At 66.4% G+C, this 16,596-nt stretch carries 15 protein-coding genes and 2 pseudogenes; 8 read left to right on the top strand and 9 right to left on the bottom strand.

The genetic code is table 11. The features are described 5' to 3' along the window. Nucleotides 1-119: 119 nt before the first annotated feature. The gene (locus tag ACZ7L5_RS42915; RefSeq protein ID WP_471524287.1) at nt 120-920 is read right to left on the bottom strand and encodes an SDR family NAD(P)-dependent oxidoreductase; all 801 of its coding nucleotides are present in this window, start codon (nt 918-920) and stop codon (nt 120-122) included. Between the two features lie 713 nt (nt 921-1,633). On the opposite strand from ACZ7L5_RS42915, the gene ACZ7L5_RS42910 reads away from it, so the two are divergent. The 3 genes and pseudogenes from ACZ7L5_RS42910 to ACZ7L5_RS42900 all read left to right on the top strand — a co-directional run. Beyond that, nucleotides 1,634-2,212 (top strand): cysteine hydrolase family protein, encoded by a 579-nt coding sequence (locus tag ACZ7L5_RS42910; protein ID WP_471524285.1) that lies wholly within the window; start codon nt 1,634-1,636, stop codon nt 2,210-2,212. Nucleotides 2,213-2,273: 61 nt separating this feature from the next. Then, nucleotides 2,274-2,426: pseudogene (locus ACZ7L5_RS42905) on the top strand (transposase); the annotation flags it as partial. Nucleotides 2,427-2,941: 515 nt separating this feature from the next. Then, nucleotides 2,942-3,061: pseudogene (locus ACZ7L5_RS42900) on the top strand (helix-turn-helix domain-containing protein); the annotation flags it as partial. Between the two features lie 333 nt (nt 3,062-3,394). On the opposite strand, the gene ACZ7L5_RS42895 reads toward ACZ7L5_RS42900, so the two are convergent. Beyond that, the gene (locus ACZ7L5_RS42895) at nt 3,395-3,817 is read right to left on the bottom strand and encodes a winged helix-turn-helix transcriptional regulator (RefSeq protein WP_471524283.1); all 423 of its coding nucleotides are present in this window, start codon (nt 3,815-3,817) and stop codon (nt 3,395-3,397) included. A 154-nt stretch (nt 3,818-3,971) separates the two neighbouring features. Between ACZ7L5_RS42895 and ACZ7L5_RS42890 the strand changes: the two genes are divergently transcribed. Both ACZ7L5_RS42890 and ACZ7L5_RS42885 read left to right on the top strand, forming a co-directional pair. After that, nucleotides 3,972-5,372 (top strand): DHA2 family efflux MFS transporter permease subunit, encoded by a 1,401-nt coding sequence (locus ACZ7L5_RS42890; protein ID WP_471524281.1) that lies wholly within the window; start codon nt 3,972-3,974, stop codon nt 5,370-5,372. A 272-nt stretch (nt 5,373-5,644) separates the two neighbouring features. Next, complete coding sequence (locus tag ACZ7L5_RS42885) at nt 5,645-6,733, top strand: DUF5937 family protein (RefSeq protein ID WP_471524279.1); 1,089 nt, start codon at nt 5,645-5,647, stop codon at nt 6,731-6,733. Between the two features lie 40 nt (nt 6,734-6,773). Here ACZ7L5_RS42885 and ACZ7L5_RS42880 read toward each other — a convergent pair whose 3' ends face one another. Next, nucleotides 6,774-8,960 carry an ATP-binding SpoIIE family protein phosphatase gene (locus ACZ7L5_RS42880; RefSeq protein ID WP_471524277.1) on the bottom strand — a complete coding sequence of 729 codons (2,187 nt, stop codon included), beginning with the start codon at nt 8,958-8,960 and terminating at the stop codon, nt 6,774-6,776. Between the two features lie 880 nt (nt 8,961-9,840). Between ACZ7L5_RS42880 and ACZ7L5_RS42875 the strand changes: the two genes are divergently transcribed. After that, on the top strand, nt 9,841-10,173 hold the full coding sequence (locus tag ACZ7L5_RS42875) for a histone-like nucleoid-structuring protein Lsr2 (protein WP_471524275.1): 333 nt from the start codon (nt 9,841-9,843) through the stop codon (nt 10,171-10,173). Between the two features lie 206 nt (nt 10,174-10,379). Here ACZ7L5_RS42875 and ACZ7L5_RS42870 read toward each other — a convergent pair whose 3' ends face one another. Together ACZ7L5_RS42870 and ACZ7L5_RS42865 are read right to left on the bottom strand one after the other, a co-directional pair. Beyond that, complete coding sequence (locus tag ACZ7L5_RS42870; protein WP_471524273.1) at nt 10,380-10,685, bottom strand: fic family toxin-antitoxin system, toxin component; 306 nt, start codon at nt 10,683-10,685, stop codon at nt 10,380-10,382. Further along, nucleotides 10,682-10,804 carry a hypothetical protein gene (locus tag ACZ7L5_RS42865; RefSeq protein WP_471524271.1) on the bottom strand — a complete coding sequence of 41 codons (123 nt, stop codon included), beginning with the start codon at nt 10,802-10,804 and terminating at the stop codon, nt 10,682-10,684. Before ACZ7L5_RS42865 ends, ACZ7L5_RS42870 begins: the two co-directional genes overlap by 4 nt. A gap of 253 nt (nt 10,805-11,057) precedes the next feature. Between ACZ7L5_RS42865 and ACZ7L5_RS42860 the strand changes: the two genes are divergently transcribed. Beyond that, on the top strand, nt 11,058-11,783 hold the full coding sequence (locus tag ACZ7L5_RS42860; protein ID WP_471524269.1) for a HEAT repeat domain-containing protein: 726 nt from the start codon (nt 11,058-11,060) through the stop codon (nt 11,781-11,783). 486 nt (nt 11,784-12,269) lie between these two features. Here ACZ7L5_RS42860 and ACZ7L5_RS42855 read toward each other — a convergent pair whose 3' ends face one another. After that, complete coding sequence (locus ACZ7L5_RS42855) at nt 12,270-12,407, bottom strand: hypothetical protein (protein ID WP_471524267.1); 138 nt, start codon at nt 12,405-12,407, stop codon at nt 12,270-12,272. A 695-nt stretch (nt 12,408-13,102) separates the two neighbouring features. Here ACZ7L5_RS42855 and ACZ7L5_RS42850 point away from each other — a divergent pair. Next, nucleotides 13,103-13,963, top strand: coding sequence for a DUF1963 domain-containing protein (locus tag ACZ7L5_RS42850; protein WP_471524265.1), 861 nt, complete (start codon nt 13,103-13,105; stop codon nt 13,961-13,963). A 45-nt stretch (nt 13,964-14,008) separates the two neighbouring features. Here the strand turns inward: ACZ7L5_RS42850 and ACZ7L5_RS42845 are convergent, their stop codons facing one another. The 3 genes from ACZ7L5_RS42845 to ACZ7L5_RS42835 form a co-directional block, all read right to left on the bottom strand. Further along, nucleotides 14,009-14,857 carry an IS5 family transposase gene (locus tag ACZ7L5_RS42845; protein WP_471524263.1) on the bottom strand — a complete coding sequence of 283 codons (849 nt, stop codon included), beginning with the start codon at nt 14,855-14,857 and terminating at the stop codon, nt 14,009-14,011. Nucleotides 14,858-14,921: 64 nt separating this feature from the next. Beyond that, on the bottom strand, nt 14,922-15,341 hold the full coding sequence (locus tag ACZ7L5_RS42840) for a RacP protein (protein ID WP_471524261.1): 420 nt from the start codon (nt 15,339-15,341) through the stop codon (nt 14,922-14,924). A gap of 2 nt (nt 15,342-15,343) precedes the next feature. Next, on the bottom strand, nt 15,344-16,354 hold the full coding sequence (locus ACZ7L5_RS42835; protein WP_471524259.1) for a DUF6192 family protein: 1,011 nt from the start codon (nt 16,352-16,354) through the stop codon (nt 15,344-15,346). Nucleotides 16,355-16,596: the final 242 nt, after the last annotated feature.

Genomic DNA, 16,596 nt, shown 5'->3' with positions numbered 1-16,596 from the left:
GGTCACCTCACACACCTCGCGGCCCCGGGCGGTTCGGGGTGGCCACGTCGCTTCGGCGCCGGCTCAGAAGGGCAGCCGAAGCGACGTGGAGCTGGGCGTGAACTGACGCGCGGCTTTCCTCAGTTACTGGATCCGACGTAGGCCGCGTCCGGGTAGATCACGGTGCCGCCGTCAACAACCACCGTGGCACCGGTGGTGCTCGCCGACCGGTCGGAGAGCAGAAAGACGATCGTCGCGGCAAGCTCGGCAGGGTCAGCCGGCCGTCCCAGTGGGACCGTGCTGTCCAGAGCCTTCCTCGCCTCTGCGAGGTCAAGGCCGTTCTGCTGGCTGAGATGCGCGATACGACGTTGGTAGCGATCGGTCGCCGTCACGCCCGGAACCACGGTATTCACCCTGATCCCCTGTGCCGAGAGCTGGGCCGCATAGTGCATGGAAAGTGCCTGAACGGCGGCATTCATGGCACTCACGTGGGGCGACCGAGGGTGGTAACGCATAGAGGCGATGCCCGAAACGTTGACGAAGCTCCCTCCGTCACGCATGTGCCCGATGGCTGCCTGCACAACGGACTCATAGCCGAGGAGCTTGAGCTCGAACAGCCCGGTCCAGGCGGCTCGATCCGGGTGACCGCGGTCGATGGAGAAAGCGGCAGCGTTGTTGACAACGCCATCGAGGGCACCGAATCGGTCCACCGTGGCCGTCACAGCGACGCTGCCTCCGTCGGGATGCCGCAGATCGGCCTGGACGAAGTCGACCTGCGGGTGTGCTCCGAGGTCCGCTTTCGCCTTGTCGATCGATTCGGCGGTCCGTGCCGCGATCATGACCGATGCGCCCTCTTCGAGGAGCAGGCGGGCAGTTGCCAGACCGATCCCTCGTGTGCCTCCAGTGACCAGGTACGTACGGCGACTGAGTCCCAGATCCATGTTCTCTCCTTAGCCTGGCCCGCCCCCTGGCTAGGGAGGAACCATCCGTGAGCCGGTTCACGCTTCCAGAAGGGTGTGCGGGGCCGTCGTTCTACTCGATTTGCGTCATCAGAGGTTGTCCGGCTCCGGAAAATGAGCGCGCTCATGCCAGCACCGGTTGTTGATGACGGCTCCGCATGCCGCGTGCCTGGAACGGGACGATGGTGATGGCCACCTCGCGGCATTAATGTCGGACATTACTTACCATAGCCATTGCCTGTCAACGGCGCGCGCGACACCGCCGGACTGTCAGCGAGGGTGCCACATGCCCCTGATACCGGCCTGACCAGTGACGGACGGGCGTCACAGTCCCGTGCCAGCCCCCTGAGGGAGGCCCAGAAAACCCGCATGACGGGCGAGGCGCACCGCCACATCGTCGCATCGCACCGCTAGATAAACTGTTGGACATATGCAAGTCTGACGGAGTAGCCCGACGGGGGCCGCCAGGGTAGAACTGTGACCAATGTTCGACATCTGCAGAAGGCTCATGATTGAGTCGTTTTGCGTCTGCCCCTGACCGGCACGTCGGCGGCCGTCGGCAGCGACCAGGAGGAAGAGTGAGTTCAGCGAATAAGCCGTGGACCGGAGTCATTCCCGAGGACGATCTTGCAAGCTTCGGGCGGGGTTTCGACAGTCAGGTCCGCCCGGTCACTGCCGGTGTCCGCCCCGCCGTCGTGGTCGTCGACATGACCCGGGCGTTCGTCGACTCGACGTATCCGACGGGCTGGAGCCCGACGGGCGGCCCGGCCGTGGATGCGAACGCCGACCTGCTGAGCGCCGCCAGGAAGGCGGAGCTGCCGATCTTCTTCACCAGGGGATATCCCGAGCCCGATGCCGAAGTGCATCCTGCTGAGCGCGGACGATGGAAGGTCAACAGCAAGGCTCCCCCACTGCCCGAGGGGACACCGCCGGGCGATGTGATCGCTGAGAAGCTCACCCCGCTGCCCCACGAGATCGTCATCGACAAGGGTGCGAGACCGAGCGGCTTCTTCGGTACACCGCTTGCTTCCTACCTGACGTATGCCGGGTGCGACACCGTCATCGTCACCGGCATGACGACCAGTGGCTGCGTAAGGGCCACAGTGCTTGATGCCTTCCAGTACAACTTGAATGTTGTCGTCCCCTACGAGTGCTGCGCCGACCGCTGCCAGATCTCGCACAAGGTCAGCCTGTTCGACATGCACATGAAGTATGCGGACGTGGTGAGCCTGAGCGAAACGATCGATTACATCAAGAACGCGCGTACCACTTAGACCGTGTCCTACGTGGTGAGGCGGACGCTGAGCCGTACATGGGGCGGGGTACTGGAGTTGGATTGTTCCGGACGGACTATGGGAGATCGCGAAGCCGCTGATCCCTCCGTCGAGAGTGCGGCCACAGGGTGGCGGAACGCAGGACACGCCTGATGAGACGCTGTTCGCGGCCATCGTCTACGTCCTGGTCAGCGGCTGCGCCTGGCGCGCTCTGCTCCTCGCCTCCCGTGGCATCTGCCGGGTGGTCCTGCGGGCCCCAGCGCCGGCGGACGCGGCCACCAGCGGCACCGGCAGCAGCAGCCGAGGGCTGTCCGGGCCCAGCCGGTGCGGCCGACCCCGTACGCCGAAAAGACCTAACGAAGCACTACTAGTGGCATGGCTCGCATCGTTGGCCAGGCAATCGGCGATACGGCCGCCGCAATCTGGTGGTGTGCCGGGACAGCGCCGGGCGGCCGAGAGGGACGACATGGCAAGGATGGATTTGCGGTTCGCCGCTTACTTTCCGCAGCCGGCCGAGCGTCACGCTCCGGTGACTGCGGCGGTGGCGGAGGCAACCGGGGATGACGTGCCGATGCTGGCCTTGTTGCAGGCCCGGGCACGCGGTGGTTCGGCGGGCGAATGGGCAGATCGAAACCCGCCGACGCCACTGGCCCGACAGCGGCAGTCGGTGGCTCGTCATGCGACGTTGCCTGGGTATTCCGTCCACTGACGGACGGGTGAGTCGGGGGGCGTGAGCGGGGCGGCAGCGGCACTCTGCGGGGCCGGCCGTGGTCGGCGCCCCTGGCCGAGCGGGTGCTGCTGGTAGCGGTCTACTACCGAACGAACCCCACTATGCGGCAGCTGGGACCGCCGCTCGCGCAGACCTGTCCGCTGCGGCCGCGGCGATACGCACTCCAGAATGCTCGGCAAGTTCTCAGGGCAGGCAGCTGCCTGTTCGTACCACTCACATCTGAGCGCCTCCAGACCCGCCGCGAAGTTGCTGAACCGGTCGTCAGGGCAGCCCCGCCGATGATGTGCGGCCTTCCCTTCGTCCCAGCAGTAGACCGCGTCGCTCAGACAGGCGGTGTTCGAAGACAGCAATCCCATCTGCGAGCAAAGCCGACAAATAGTCGGCAATGGGACACTGAGCGGCTTCTCCATGACGGCACCCTTGCTCCAGATGGATGCAGGCAGCCGCGCCCCTCAGCACTCCGGCTGCGAATGGGGCTGACTCGCCTGCGGCGCCGCCACTGCCCTCGCGTCGTAGGCGACTCGGGCCTGAGTGATCGCGCCACGATGGCGCTCCGCCCACTCCACGAAGCCGGTCAGGTAGGAGTAGAGCTCTCGCGCCATGGCCGTGAGGCTGTACTCGACCTTCGGCGGCACGGTGGGATGAACAGTTCTTGTCAGTAGACCGTCGCGTTCGAGCCTGCGCAGGTTCAGGGTGAGCATGCGTCGGCTAATGCCTTCGATGGAGCGTTCCAGCTCAGTGAACCTGATCGGACCATGTGCGGCGGCCACCAGGATGCTGATGCTCCACTTGCCCGCCACATGATCGATTACCTCGACAAGCGGACACGCCTGGCCGGTGACCTTCTCGGACACACGTGTGTGACTGCGTGACATAAAAGTGCCTTCTTCCCGGGCGCTCCATGGTTACAGAAGATAGCGGCTGTAACAAGTAGTGCCCCAAAGGAAGGAAGGTTCCAACATGCCTTTGCCTGCTACAAGGGCGAGTGCATCGCCGTGGCTGATTGTTGTCCTGCTTTGTATTGGCCAGATGATGATCGTCCTGGACCAGAACATTGTGAACGTGGCGCTGCCCGCCGTGCAGCGTGGTCTCGGACTCTCCTCCCAGAACCTCGTCTGGGTGGTCAATGCCTATGTCATCCCGTTTGGCGGGCTCCTGCTGCTGGCCGGACGGCTCGGAGACCTGATCGGGCGGAAGGCCGTGTTCCTCACGGGAATCGTGCTCTTCAGCGCTTCTTCCGTGCTGTGCGGTGCCGCGTCCAGCGAGACCTATCTGATTTTGTCCCGTTTCCTGCAGGGGATCGGTGGAGCGGTTGCCTCCGCCTGCATCCTCGGCATGGTCGCGACCGTGTTCTCCGATCGTGGCAAGCAAGCCCAGGCCATCGCCGCCTACAGCTTTGCCTCCGCGGGCGGCGGAGCGGTCGGGCCACTGCTCGGCGGTGTCCTTACCGATCTGCTCAGTTGGCACTGGATCTTCTTCATCAACGCGCCGATCGGCGCCATGCTTGTTCTGGTCGGCATGCGAGCGCTCCCCAGTGACCGTGGCGAGGGGATGGGCAGAGGCACCGACTTCCTGGGGGCCTTGCTGGTCACCAGCGGAATGATGCTCCTGGTGTACACCATCGTGGAAGCAGAGCGAGTCGGCTGGACGGCACCGCAGACTCTGTTGCTGAGCCCCTTGTCCCTCTTGTTGCTGATCGGGTTTGTCGTCCGCCAGGCCAAAGCCGCCAAACCGCTGCTGCCGCTGAGTCTCTTCCGCTCGCGGAGCCTGGCGGCGGCCAACATCGTCCAGTTCCTGTTGATTGCCGGCATGTTCGGCCTGTTGTTCTTCGGCACGCTCTACCTGCAGCGCGTGCTGAGATACAGCTCGCTGCAGGCCGGTACCGGGTTCGTCCCCATCGCCATGGTGATCGCGGTGGTGGCCCTTGGTTTTTCAACCCGGCTCATCACCAAGTTCGGCCAGCGCGCAATGCTCCTACTGGGGCTCGCCCTCATCGTCGGGGCGTTCATCATGCTGTCGTTCGCCCGGGTCAATGGCGTCTACCTGGTGGACTTCCTCCCGGCCAGCCTTGTCATGGGGCTGGGCTTCGGCCTGGCCGCGCCAGCCATCATGGGCCTCGGTATGTCCGCCGTTACGCCGGCCGAGTCCGGCATCGCCTCGGGACTGTTCAACACCACTCAGCAAATCGGGGGCGCCATTGGCCTGACCGTGCTCAGCGCCCTCGTCAGCGCGCGTACAAACAGCCTCAGTGCTGTAGGGAAGACCGAAGCGGAATCTCTGGTCGGCGGCTACCATGTGGCCTTCCTGGCAGCCGCCGGATTCACACTGACCGCTTTGATCATTGGGGCGAGCCTGCTCAAGACCACGTCCGACGCACGCTTGAAGCAACCAAGCATGGCATCTTCTGAGCAGGACGCCTCGGCCGTCTGACCAGAGAGCCTCCCAGTGCCTGGGCCGCGCGGCTGCTCGTACCCACAGCGAGCACGTCAAGCTGCAGCGAGGTCCCCCGTTACCAAGGGCGGGCCAGAGCGAAGTGACGGTAGTCGCGCGGGTCTAGGAGTGTCCCTTCCAGATCTCAGTAGTCGGACAGTTCAAGCACGGCTAGTCCAGCAAGACGTCAATCAGTGATCGGGCGAGGACACCAAGAAACCGCGTGCGGCTATGACTGTCGGTGGTGCTGACCGGTCCGTGATGATGAGGCGGTGACGTTGAGGATCGACATCAGCGGCCTGCCGCCCGAGCGGCTGCGGTTCGCCGCCTCCCCGCTGGCCGAGCTGACCGCGATGCTGCACGTGCTGGCCGAACCCGGGCATCATCCGCAGCACGCCGACTGGGCCGGGGACGTCCGGGCCGGACTGCGGCCCGAGCCGGCCGAGCGGCTCCGGGAGGCGGAGTTCCTCTGGCGTTCCTCACAGGCCGACTTCCTGCTTCCCGCCCGGCCCCGGCCGACCCTCGCCGAGGAGTTGGACGACGTGGACCGGATCGACGACGAGACGTATGTGACGGCCGCGCTGGTCACCACGTGCGGCGGCAACCGGGCCCGCTTCGCGGCGCCGTCCCCGCTGACCGACGCCACCGCGCGAGAGCGGGCCCTGGATCTGGCCCAGGCGCGCGGCCCGCGGCAGGAGGCCTTCGCGCAGCGGCTGCTCGCGGACCCGGCCGGTGTGCGGGCACGAGTGCGCGGCACCCTGGAACAGTGCGCCGAGGCCTTCTTCGACGCCGCCTGGGCGGGCGTCGCCGTGCAGCTCGCCGGCGACCTGCGCCTGAAGCACGACCTGCTGAAGCACCAGGGCGTCGGGGCGGCACTCGCGTCGGTCTCGAGCGCGGTCACCCTGTCACCGGACGGCGAGTGCATAGTCGTCGACAAACTGCAGGACAAGGCGACCTCCGCCCACGGCACCGGGGTCACCTTCATCCCCAGTGTCTTCGGCCGCCCGCACCTGGTGGCGGTCCACGCGCCGGGCTGGCAGCCGGTGGTGCAGTACCCCGTGGCCGAGCCGAGTCCGGCGGAGCAGCCGGTGTCGCTGGAGACGGTCACGCTACGGCTGGAGGCGCTCGCACACCCGGTACGGCTGCGACTGCTGCGCACCCTGGCCCGCGGCCCCCACACCACCGGCGAGCTGGCGCACACCTGGGAGTTGTCGCCCCCGGAGGTCTCCCGCCACCTCGCCGTCCTGCGCCGCGCGGGCCTGATCACGGCCCGGCGGCACGGCCGTTACATCCGCCACACCCTCAACCTGCCCGATCTGACGGCCCTGGGCACCGACGTGCTGGCGGCCGTCCTGCGCTGAGCAGCTTCGGTTGCCACAACGTGGATGGGCACGCAGTCGATCACTCCCGCTCTATGCGGTCGAGTTCGAACCACACCGTTTTGCCACGGCCACTGGGCGAGTTACCCCATGCGGAGGCCATCGACTCAACGATGATCAGCCCGCGGCCGCTCTCCGCCTCGGCCAGCGCCGAGTCAGTCAAGGCCAACGCTGACGGGATCGGTGGGGCAGCGGCGGTGTCCCGGACCTCGACGCGAATACGGTTGGGGTACTCACGCAGCCGCACGTCCACGGCGCTATCGGCGTGCAGCAAGGCGTTGGTGACGAGTTCCGAAGCGAGCAGCATGGCCTCGTCAACCAGGTCGGACATCTGCCATGCGGCGAGTGTGTCCTCGATCGTCCGGCGCACCATGCTCACCCCTCGCAGATCGTGCCGGTGGACGGCTGTGCGGGCGGTACGGCGGTTCGGGGTTCCTTGCGCGGCGTCGTAGCGGGCCAGGAGCAGGGCGCCGTCATCGTGCCGCTCTGGGCCAGCCGCCGCGACGAAGCGGTCCGCAGCGCCTTCCAGGTTGTTGAGGTCGCCGATCCCGGCAAGGATGTCGCAGGCGGCGGCGACTGGGTCGACGTGCAGTGGCGGGCAGAGCCCGTCGGTGTAGAGGGCCACCAGCGTGCCGGGCGGGATGACACTCTCGTACGTCTGATAGCCGTGGTCGACGGCAAGCATGCCCAGCGGTAGCCCGGGGACAGCCGGCACCGGCTGAACGTGGCTGTCGGGGAAGCGGACCAAGGGGGGTGGGTGGCCAGCAAGTGCGGTCTCCAGTGTGCCGTCCGCGGGGTCCAGACGGCATATCACGCAGGTCGCCAGCAGTGTGGTCTCGTCCGCCAGCGCGGCGCTGGCGCGAGTAAGCACTGCCGCCGGCCCGTGCCCCTCTGCGGCATAGGCGCGAACCGCACTGCGCAGTTGGCCCATCACCGCTGCGGCCGGTAGCCCATGTCCTTCGACATCGCCCGCCACCAGGGCGATGCGGCCACCGGGCAATGGGAGTACGTCGTACCAGTCGCCTCCCACGCCGGCTCCAGCCGTGATGTCAGCGCCGTCGGAGGCTGGTGCGGGGAGGTAGCGACCAGTGGTGACCACGTCGGGCAGGTCGGGCAGGACCGGCAACAGCCGGGTTTGGACGGACTCCGCCAACGCGTGCTCGGCCTCGGCTCTGTGGGCGCTGTCCAGCGCGGGTCCCAGGAGGCTGCCCAGCATGCCCAACAGTCCCTGCTCTTCCGGGGAGATCGGCCGGGCCGAGGACCACCCCAGCAGAAGCGAACCCACTGCGCGGTTGTACGCGGTGAGGGGCAGGATCGCCCACGACGGCTGGGCGGCGAGAGGGGTGTCAGGGTAGATGCGTGCAAGGTCGTCGGCGTTGGTGAACAGCGGGTGACCCGTGAGAACGTGCGCGGCTGGGCTGCCGCTGTCCGCGGGGGAGCCGTGGATCTTCCGGACGGCACCTGGAGGTGAGGCCGTGTGGCCGACGACCCAGAGGCGGCCGTCGTGGACGACGGTGAGGATCAGGCTCTCTGCCCCGAGGGGCTCCATGATCCGCTCCCGCACTGTGGCAGCCACTTCGGCGGTGGTGCGAACGCCGGACAGCGCTGGGTAGAGCTTGTGGATCAGGTACATCATTGACGCACCGCCCGTCCCTGGTACGGCGGGGATCTCCCAGCCAGTATCGATGGCGCGGCTTCCACCGAAGATCGGGAATACCACCGGTCGAGGGGGCGGGATCAGAGGGACTCCGGTCAGATCGCGGCCCAGTGCCTCCCCGGCCGCCCGAAGGCGGGCGTAGTGGCCAGGGGTGAGCGGCCCGTCACGGGTGGGGACACGGACGACGGTCAGTGCCCCCAGCCGAGCCCCGGCAGCGTCTGTGATGGCCGTGGCGGCCACAGAATAGGGGTGCGGGAGCGTCAGCCGGTGCAGGCCGACGTCGGTGACCCCAGCGCTGGGAGGCTCGCCGATCACGCTGAGCGTTCCGGTGCGCCAGGAGGTAGCCGATGCGTAGGGTGCGTCGGAAGGCATGGACTCCATGAGCACGAACACCGCAGGCGCACTCCCGCCGAGCGCGGCGGCCCGCAGGCTCTCCCCGCCGGGGGTGGGCAGGTAAATGATGCCAGCGGCGGCAGAGGCGTCCATGACCGCCGCGCGGATGGCCTCCACCAGCCGTGCCGCGGTGGTCTCGTCCTGCGTCGTACTGATCATGACGTGCCCTGTTCGCAGGCGGGTCTTCGGGTTCAGGCTACGCCTGCGGAGGTCGTTGCCCCTTGTTTTCATCCCGTGGACGTCCGACCTCGTGGTGCCACCTCGAGCATGTGCCCGTCGCTGGGTCAGCAACACAGCGGGCCGTCGGGGCGCTCACAGCGCGGTGAGTCATGGCTTCGGAACGACCCACCCGGGTCAACCATCAGTCAATCGGACAGTGGCGCGGACCGATCGCCTGAGAATGAAGCATGCGCATGTCACGAAGCTGGCGGCCCTGCATCCCCTTGGTCGCCTAGAGGGAGGCAATGAGGCCCCGGCTGACGCGGGGCTGTCGCCCACATGCACAACCTCGCCCTCGCGTCTTGAGCGGACAACCCCCGCTCACCCGCCCTGCCCTGCCCTCATTTGGCCTTGCGTAACACGCATCAGTCCAGGGTACTGACCGGCGGCGAGCAGGATCGTTTATGTCATCATCGAGAGCGCTGACACCAGGACCCGCATGCTGCAACTTATGAGCAGGGCAGTCCGGTACCGCTGACAAAGGTTGGTCGCGCGCGATCAGATGCAAGTCCACCCACTGAGCGAATAGCCCGAATTTGGATATTTCGCGCACCTTTTGCGTGTAAGGTTATACCGCAGCAGAGGCCTGGCCTTCTCAGACCTTTATTGCCGGTTCCTGCAGCTACTCTCCGTTCTGCGGCAGCGAGTGCCCAACCAATCCGTTTCAGGTGATGGTAACCCGGTCCGGGTACTGTGCCGCTCAGCTCTGACGCCGCCAGCGCTCGTCAGGTGGCTCGGGATAGCGGCACCGCTTTTGCTTTCGAGGCCACTTTGTAAGGGCCAAGGTAGATATTTTGGGAAGAGTTGGTATCATCCCGCTATGGCTCAGAAGATCGTGACTGTTTACACTGACGACCTCACCGGCATGGAATCCGAAGAGGTACAGACACATACCTTTTCCCTGGACGGGGTAAATTACGAGATCGACCTCGTGTCGGACAACTATGACAGACTGTTCGAAGCGCTCGCCCCGTTCATCGGCAAAGGCCGCAAGATCGGCCGAGCAAAGGGTGCGAGCCGGCCGCGTAAGGCGTCCGCCGACGGTCCCAGCGCAGAGGAACTCCGGGCGTGGGCCCGAGAGAACAACTTCCACGTGAACGACCGCGGCCGTGTCCCCGCTACCATCCGAGAGGCCTACGAGAAGGCTCACTGACCTCCAGCAGCCTCGCCCCACATACTCCGCAGGATGGTTTGGCTGAAGAGATTACGGCCAAACACACGGTTGGATTTCCCTGGCCATGCCCACGGCACGCAGGTGCTGAGTCAGCGGTGGGGTCGGGAGCCGTCGCCTAGCAGGGGTTCAAGCTTTCCACGGTGCCCAGGATGGCGGCGATCTGGGGGGGGTGCAGCGAGGACTGTTCAGCTCGTCGCGAGTGCGGACAGCAATTCACGGGTGGGGCTGACGGAGATGTTGCTGGCTTCGAGGTACATCACGGCGACGGCGCAGGCGACGGTGAAGTTGGAGCGCTCCAGCCAGCGGCACCGGGTGCGCGCGAAGGCTGCGGTGTGGGCGTAGACGCCGCCGTACACCGGCGTGTCAAGCATTTCAGCGCGGCGGCGGGCGACTGCTGCAATGGAGACGCCGTGATCGTAAACGGACGGGTGGTGGTGGCCTGCCCGCTCGGCGACTTCGAGAATGCATGACTCGCCGACGTGCAGGATCACGCGGCTGCGGCCGGATGCGGCTCGGTGCAGGGGGCGTCGAGCTGCTGCTCCAGGCCGTCAATGAAGGTGCCGTGTTCCTCGATGAGCCGCTGCGCTGCTGCCATACCGGCGGCGGGCACCGGAGTTGTCCTCGACGATGCGTGGCTGTGGAATGCCTCAATGATGATCAGGCCGTTATCTGTATCTGTCACTGCTAACGATCGGCTTCACCTGCGGCTTCGTGTGGCTGACGGTGTCAGCCAGGTATCGCTCGGCGGGTCGATGAGCGGTGAGCACCAGTCGGCTGAGCCGAGGGCTCGCACCTGTCGTGGGCGCGAGGTGCCTGGATTGTTGACTGGTCGCGGTGGATGACATGGGCCAGACTCCGTGGCCATGGACGGCACGATTGCTCAATGGGTTGGCGAGCTCGATGCGGACTCGAGCGAAGTGGCAGAAGACGCCCAGCATGCGCTGATCGGCATGGGGCCAGAGGTGCTGGACGAGTTGATCGCGGCAGTGCCTCGCCTGGGGGCGTTCGGGCAGCTCTGCGCCATCGAGGTCTTCACTGCGCTGAAGGATCCGCGGCCGGGAGACGTGCTGATCGGCCTGTTGGACAGCGAGAACGCCACTGTTCGGCAATGGGCGGGCGAAGCCTTGGCGGACCTGGAGATCCAGGGTGCCGTGCCCGATCTTCAACGAGCCTATGAAGCCTTCCGGCAGCGAGGGGAGGCCCCCGATGACAGCGAAGGAGAAGCACTTCGCTGGGCGCTGACGGATCTCGGGGCCCGCGAGCTCGGGACCACGCCCCGGGCTGCTGCGCTGCGGGCCTCCCTGGGGAACCTGGACCCGGCATGGCCGACGGCTCACCTTGCTGTCGTCATCGAGGATCTTGCCGCTCACGGTCAGGCGGTGCTCTATTTCCACTTGTGGCAGATCAAGCCGAACAACGGGACCTTCTGGCGTCGGGGTCCGGGCATCGACTGGGACATCGACCGCCAGTTGCCCTGGGCTCGGACCGTGGCCGAATGCCGGGACTGGGCACTTCTGGCAGCCGAAGCAGCTGACAAGGCTCCCGATCCGGTGGCGAGGATTTGTTGGATTGACGCCTCGGATCTGTGAGGGCCCCCGACCTGATCGACAGATCAGTCAACTCGCCTACGTGGATAGGAAGTTCCGTCGTTGCTGGCGGCGAAGCTGACCGACTCAGTCACGCAGAGGCGTCCTGGCCTCGACGGAGGTCGCGGAGCTGTCCGAGCCGGCGAGTTCGTTGCGGAGCCGCTCGTTCTCCACGTGCAGTTTTCGGTCGGCTTCCCGGAGCGCTCGTGCCACCGATTCGTGTGACTTGGTGCTGATCCGCTGATGATCGGGCAAAGCCGGTCGCCCAGTGGCGGGCAGCCTGTTCGCGAGGTCTCGCAGCCTGGCCAGCAGCGTCGTCTGGGCCGCGTCGTAGAGAAGAGAAAGGTCCGGGAGACGCCTGCCCGGGCGGCGACGCCAGCGACGGTGACCGCTCCGCCATCGCGTTCCAGGGCCTCCAGGACAGCCTGGACACACGCGATGCAGTCCAGGCGGCGCTGTTGCGCGGCCTGGACCAGACGTGACGAGTTGTCAGCCCGCATCTTCTGCCCTCTCCGTCTCGACCCGGCCGCCGGGGAAGTCGTCGGACACCGGGGACAGTCCGTCATGTTCCTGTTCGGTGATGCGCGCGATGAGGTGCTGGACGGCCGTGGCCAGCCGTGCGTTCACGTCGACTGCACGAGAGCGGCCGGCGGCCGTGGCGTGAGCTTGCAGTTCGCGGGTTCGGGCGAGGGCGTCGCGATGGATGGGTAGGAAGTGCCGGTCGCTCTGGAAGTCGTCGCAGAAGTAGCAGCCGTCGGCGGCGGTCTTGGGGCAGGGACGCGAGATGTGCCATCCGCACCAGCCCGATCAACACTGTCATCGCCGAGGGCGTCTCCTCGGTTTGGGACCGCCCGGCCGACCGCTGGCGTCACCAGCTGTTCAAAAGAGCGTTCGCCGCCAACCAGCACGTGCCACAAGATCAGTCACCCCAGCACCGTAGTTGTCGGCGGCCTGCGCGGCGAGGCCCTCACCGGCATGCGCTCCCTCGCGTCGGTCAAGCACCGAAATGTGAGCATCGGCCCCGCCAACTCAATCGCTCACTCGCCAACTGAAGCGCTCGGTCACAGCCGGGCACTCAACCGGCCAGATCGTGCGCTCACTGGACAACTAGCGCGCTCAGTCAGTGCGTGTTTTCAATCCGGGCCTTACCGGTGGTGACAGTGCGGACATTCGCAGCTGCGTCCGGTGATGCTGACCGGGTGAGCGCAGTCCAGACTGGATGCAGTTCTTCTGCAGGGACTGCCTGATTACCCAGCTCGACGGTCTCGCTCTGGAGGCATCCACGGCAGGGTGGGAGAGGGTTGTCACAGGCGGATGCTTAGATGCCCGGTGTGGAGCCAACAACAACACGTGCCGCACTGCACGAATTCTGCACTGCTCGCTTTGGCGCGGAGCTCGCCGCCCGCGTCGTCAGCCTTGCCCGGCCTGGGTTCGAACTGACCAGAGCCGCGCCAGGCGAGGCGGCCGGGAACAGTCGATTCGGTGGTCGTCCTCTGCTCGAGCCGGGAACGCCTTGGCCTACCTGCGAAGGCGTTCCACTGAGCCTGTTCGCGGTCCTCGACACCGATGCTCTGGCTCCCTGGCTCGATGGCCTCATTCCGGCTGGAACGGGCCTGCTCAACTTCTTCTACCTCGATTACGACTCCGAGCCGTGTGACCCTGCCGCCGCCGAGGTGGCGAGCAAATTCCGCTGGAACGCCTCGAAGTTGGGCGCGGTGATCGCCACCCGTTCCGGACACGCCGTCGAGGTTGATCCCCCCGCCCGCTCCAGCGTATTCGCACCGATACCCTGGGCGGCCTCACCCGGATTTACCTTCCCCGACCTTTTTGACCCGGCATGGACAACACCCTGGGCGGAACCGGACGCCTACGACGAGGACATCGAGTACATCAGGAACTACGCGAGCATCCACCATCATGATCCCGACAACGACTGGGCGTCACGGCCAGGAGCGATCATCGCGGAGAACCTCGCCTTCGGCTGGCCTATCTTCCCGACAGGAAGCTCACCGTTTTATCGGAATGGTGAGGACCCAAACCTCTACCATCACCTGCTCCAGCTATCTGATCAGGACGAGTGGCGCATCGGCGGTGACGGTGGCTTGATGCACTGGTCGATTCCCACGAAAGCCCTCCGGTCCGGCGACTTCAGTCAAGCAATCCCGACCCCGGACATCTGGTGAAGTTACGGATCGGCAGCGGTCCCCTCGGCGGCATGATCGATGCGGTCAGCCGTCGGCCGACGCCGGTTTCCTCGGCCAGCTGGGAGTGGCGCCTTTCCGGGCCAGGCGCCTGGTCATGAGGGTGATGGCCGCCCAGGTGATCAGAGTTTCGGAGTGCTGGACGAGGCGTTCGTAGTCCCTTGCGTGGCGGCGGGCGTGCATCATCCACGCAAGGCTGCGTTCGACGACCCAGCGGCGGGGCAGCACGACGAAGCCGGAGGCGTCCTTGGGGCGGCTGACCGGCTTGATCGTGAGGTTGAGGTGCTGTTTTGCCCAGTCGACGAGTTTCCCGGCGTACGCGGAGTCGGCCCAGACGATGGTGATCTCGGGGTGCATCAGGCGGAGCCGGAAGAGGACTTCCTTGGCGGCTGCGGCGTCGTGCAGGTCGGCTGGGGTGACCATGACTATGAGGGGCAGGCCGCGGGTGTCCACGACCAGGTGGCGTTTGCGGCCGTTGATTTTCTTGCCCGCGTCGTAGCCGCGAGTCGCCTTGGAGACGGTCTCGGCCGCTTTCACGCTCTGGGAGTCGATCACGGTGGCGACCGCCCGGGGGCATTTTCCCATCTCGCGGCGGATCCGGCCGGCGAGGTGGTCGCGGATCTGTCCGATCACACCGGCAGCCGCCCAGCGTGCCATGAAGCCCCAGACCGTGCGCCAGGGCGGGAAATCCGCAGGTAGTGCCCTCCATTTGCACCCGGTGTCGACCACATATCGGATCGCGTCGACGACCTCCCGCCTCGGGTGCTTCTCCGGCCGGCCACCTCTGGGTGTCTCGCAGGCCAGCTCTGGCAACAGCGGTTCGATCAGGGCCCATTCGGCGTTGGTGGTGTCGGAGGGATAGCGACGCTGACGCATGGCGGTGGTCCCTCCGGGTCGGGGTGGGGCGCCCGGCCTCAGGCCGGGCGCCCCTTGTTGGTGGTCAGGAAGAGACGACGAGATCGAGGGTGGATTCGATGGAGTTGAGCTGGGCGACGATGTGCTTGATCCATTTGTCGCCCGGGTGGGCGGCGGCATGGGGGGCAACGGTGCCGGTGATGAACCGGCGGAACTCGGTCAGCTTCTCGATGAGCACGGATCGTTCGTATGCCTGAAGCGCGGCGCGTTCGGCGCCGAGCTGGTAGCCGTCAGCCCTGGTCCAGATCAGCGGTGGCCAGCCGTTTTCGGCGATGATGTCGCGCAGGCAGGCAAGCCCCGCCCGCACCTGGCTGGGAGACAGGTCGCTGGCGCGGACCAACTGGTGAAACAGCAGCCCCGCGGGCCTGGCTTCGAACAGCACGAACCGGAGGGTGTCGGCATGCCGCCGTGCGGCCTCACCCGGGCGCCGTGAGGCGCGGGGCACGACTACTCGCCCCGCAGCATGCGGGCGAGCTCGCCGTCCATATCGACCTTGCCGGTGTCGACGGCCTGCTCGATCCAGTCCAGCGTCGCTCGCACCTTCGCCACGTTCTCGTGCACGATCGTCCGCTCGTCCTCACCGAGGGTGCGGTCCCGCAGGCCGGGGACCGCCCGGCCGGCCGCGGCCACGAACGCGTGGCACGCGGTCACCAGGTCCAGGAACTCCACCGTCCGGTCGACGTGGCGGACCGCCGGGGCGACGGGGCTGGTGTCCTTGAAGTGCTCGCGGGCCTGCCGGCCCCGCTCGACCTGGGCGTGATTGACCTGGTGGCGGGCGGTGTCGTCGCTCATCGCCTTGAACGCGACATCCGGACGCCGCAGCAGACCAGTGACCGCCGTGACGGCCACGTCTTCCTCCCGGGTGAACTCCTCCACCACCCGAACCTTGTCGTGGGCGGGAACTTTGGCTGCCACCGTCGGACGCTTGAGGAAGTCGGTGGTCACCGCCGCAGCGGCATCCTCGTCCCGGGCCAGGGAGTAGATCGCAGTGATCTTCTCCTGCGGAGAGGCCGGGCTCTCGACCTGGCGCCCGACCCGCCGGTTGGCGTCGTCGACCGTCCACCGGCTCTTGCCCTCGGGAGGGGTCTTAATCTCGGCGAACCGCTCTTCCTCGTCAGGAATGCTGCCCAGGACCCGGTGAACCGTGAACGACACCCCCGCCTGACGATGCTCCTTCGGCCAGCGCGACGCTGTCCACCGCGCGTTCTCCACCGTGCTTCGCTTCAGGCCGATGTCCTGCGCGAGCCTGGTCAGGGCCTGGCGAACCGTGAACAGATCCTGGCCCGGCAGAGCTTGACTGCCATCCTCGGGCCGGCGCATCGGCTCGACCTCCAGCGCGCGGTCCCCGATCGTGAACTGGCCCTGCGTCTGCTGCTCGACCACTTCCCGCAGCTCGGCCACGATCTGCTCGTAGCGCTGCTGACTGACACTTCCGACCTTGTCGATCTCCTCCGCCATGGTGTTCCACCACCCACGCGGGCCGGGGGACGGAGCTGAAGCCCGTGACGTGGACACGACCCGCTCATCACCGAGAGGCAGACCGCAAAACAGAAGATCACAATAAACGACCGCAAGTGACCAATATTTGAACGAAGTTGGACTCAGGATGCGTTCGCGATGCGGTCACTGTGCCCGCTCGCCGAACGTTTCCTTCCGGCGCCTCCAAGCCCTCACCACACACCGGCGCGAGCAGTAGACAG

This window comes from Streptomyces sp. NPDC107528 (genome assembly GCF_055639295.1).
This window is presented reverse-complemented; position numbering and strand designations above follow the sequence as displayed.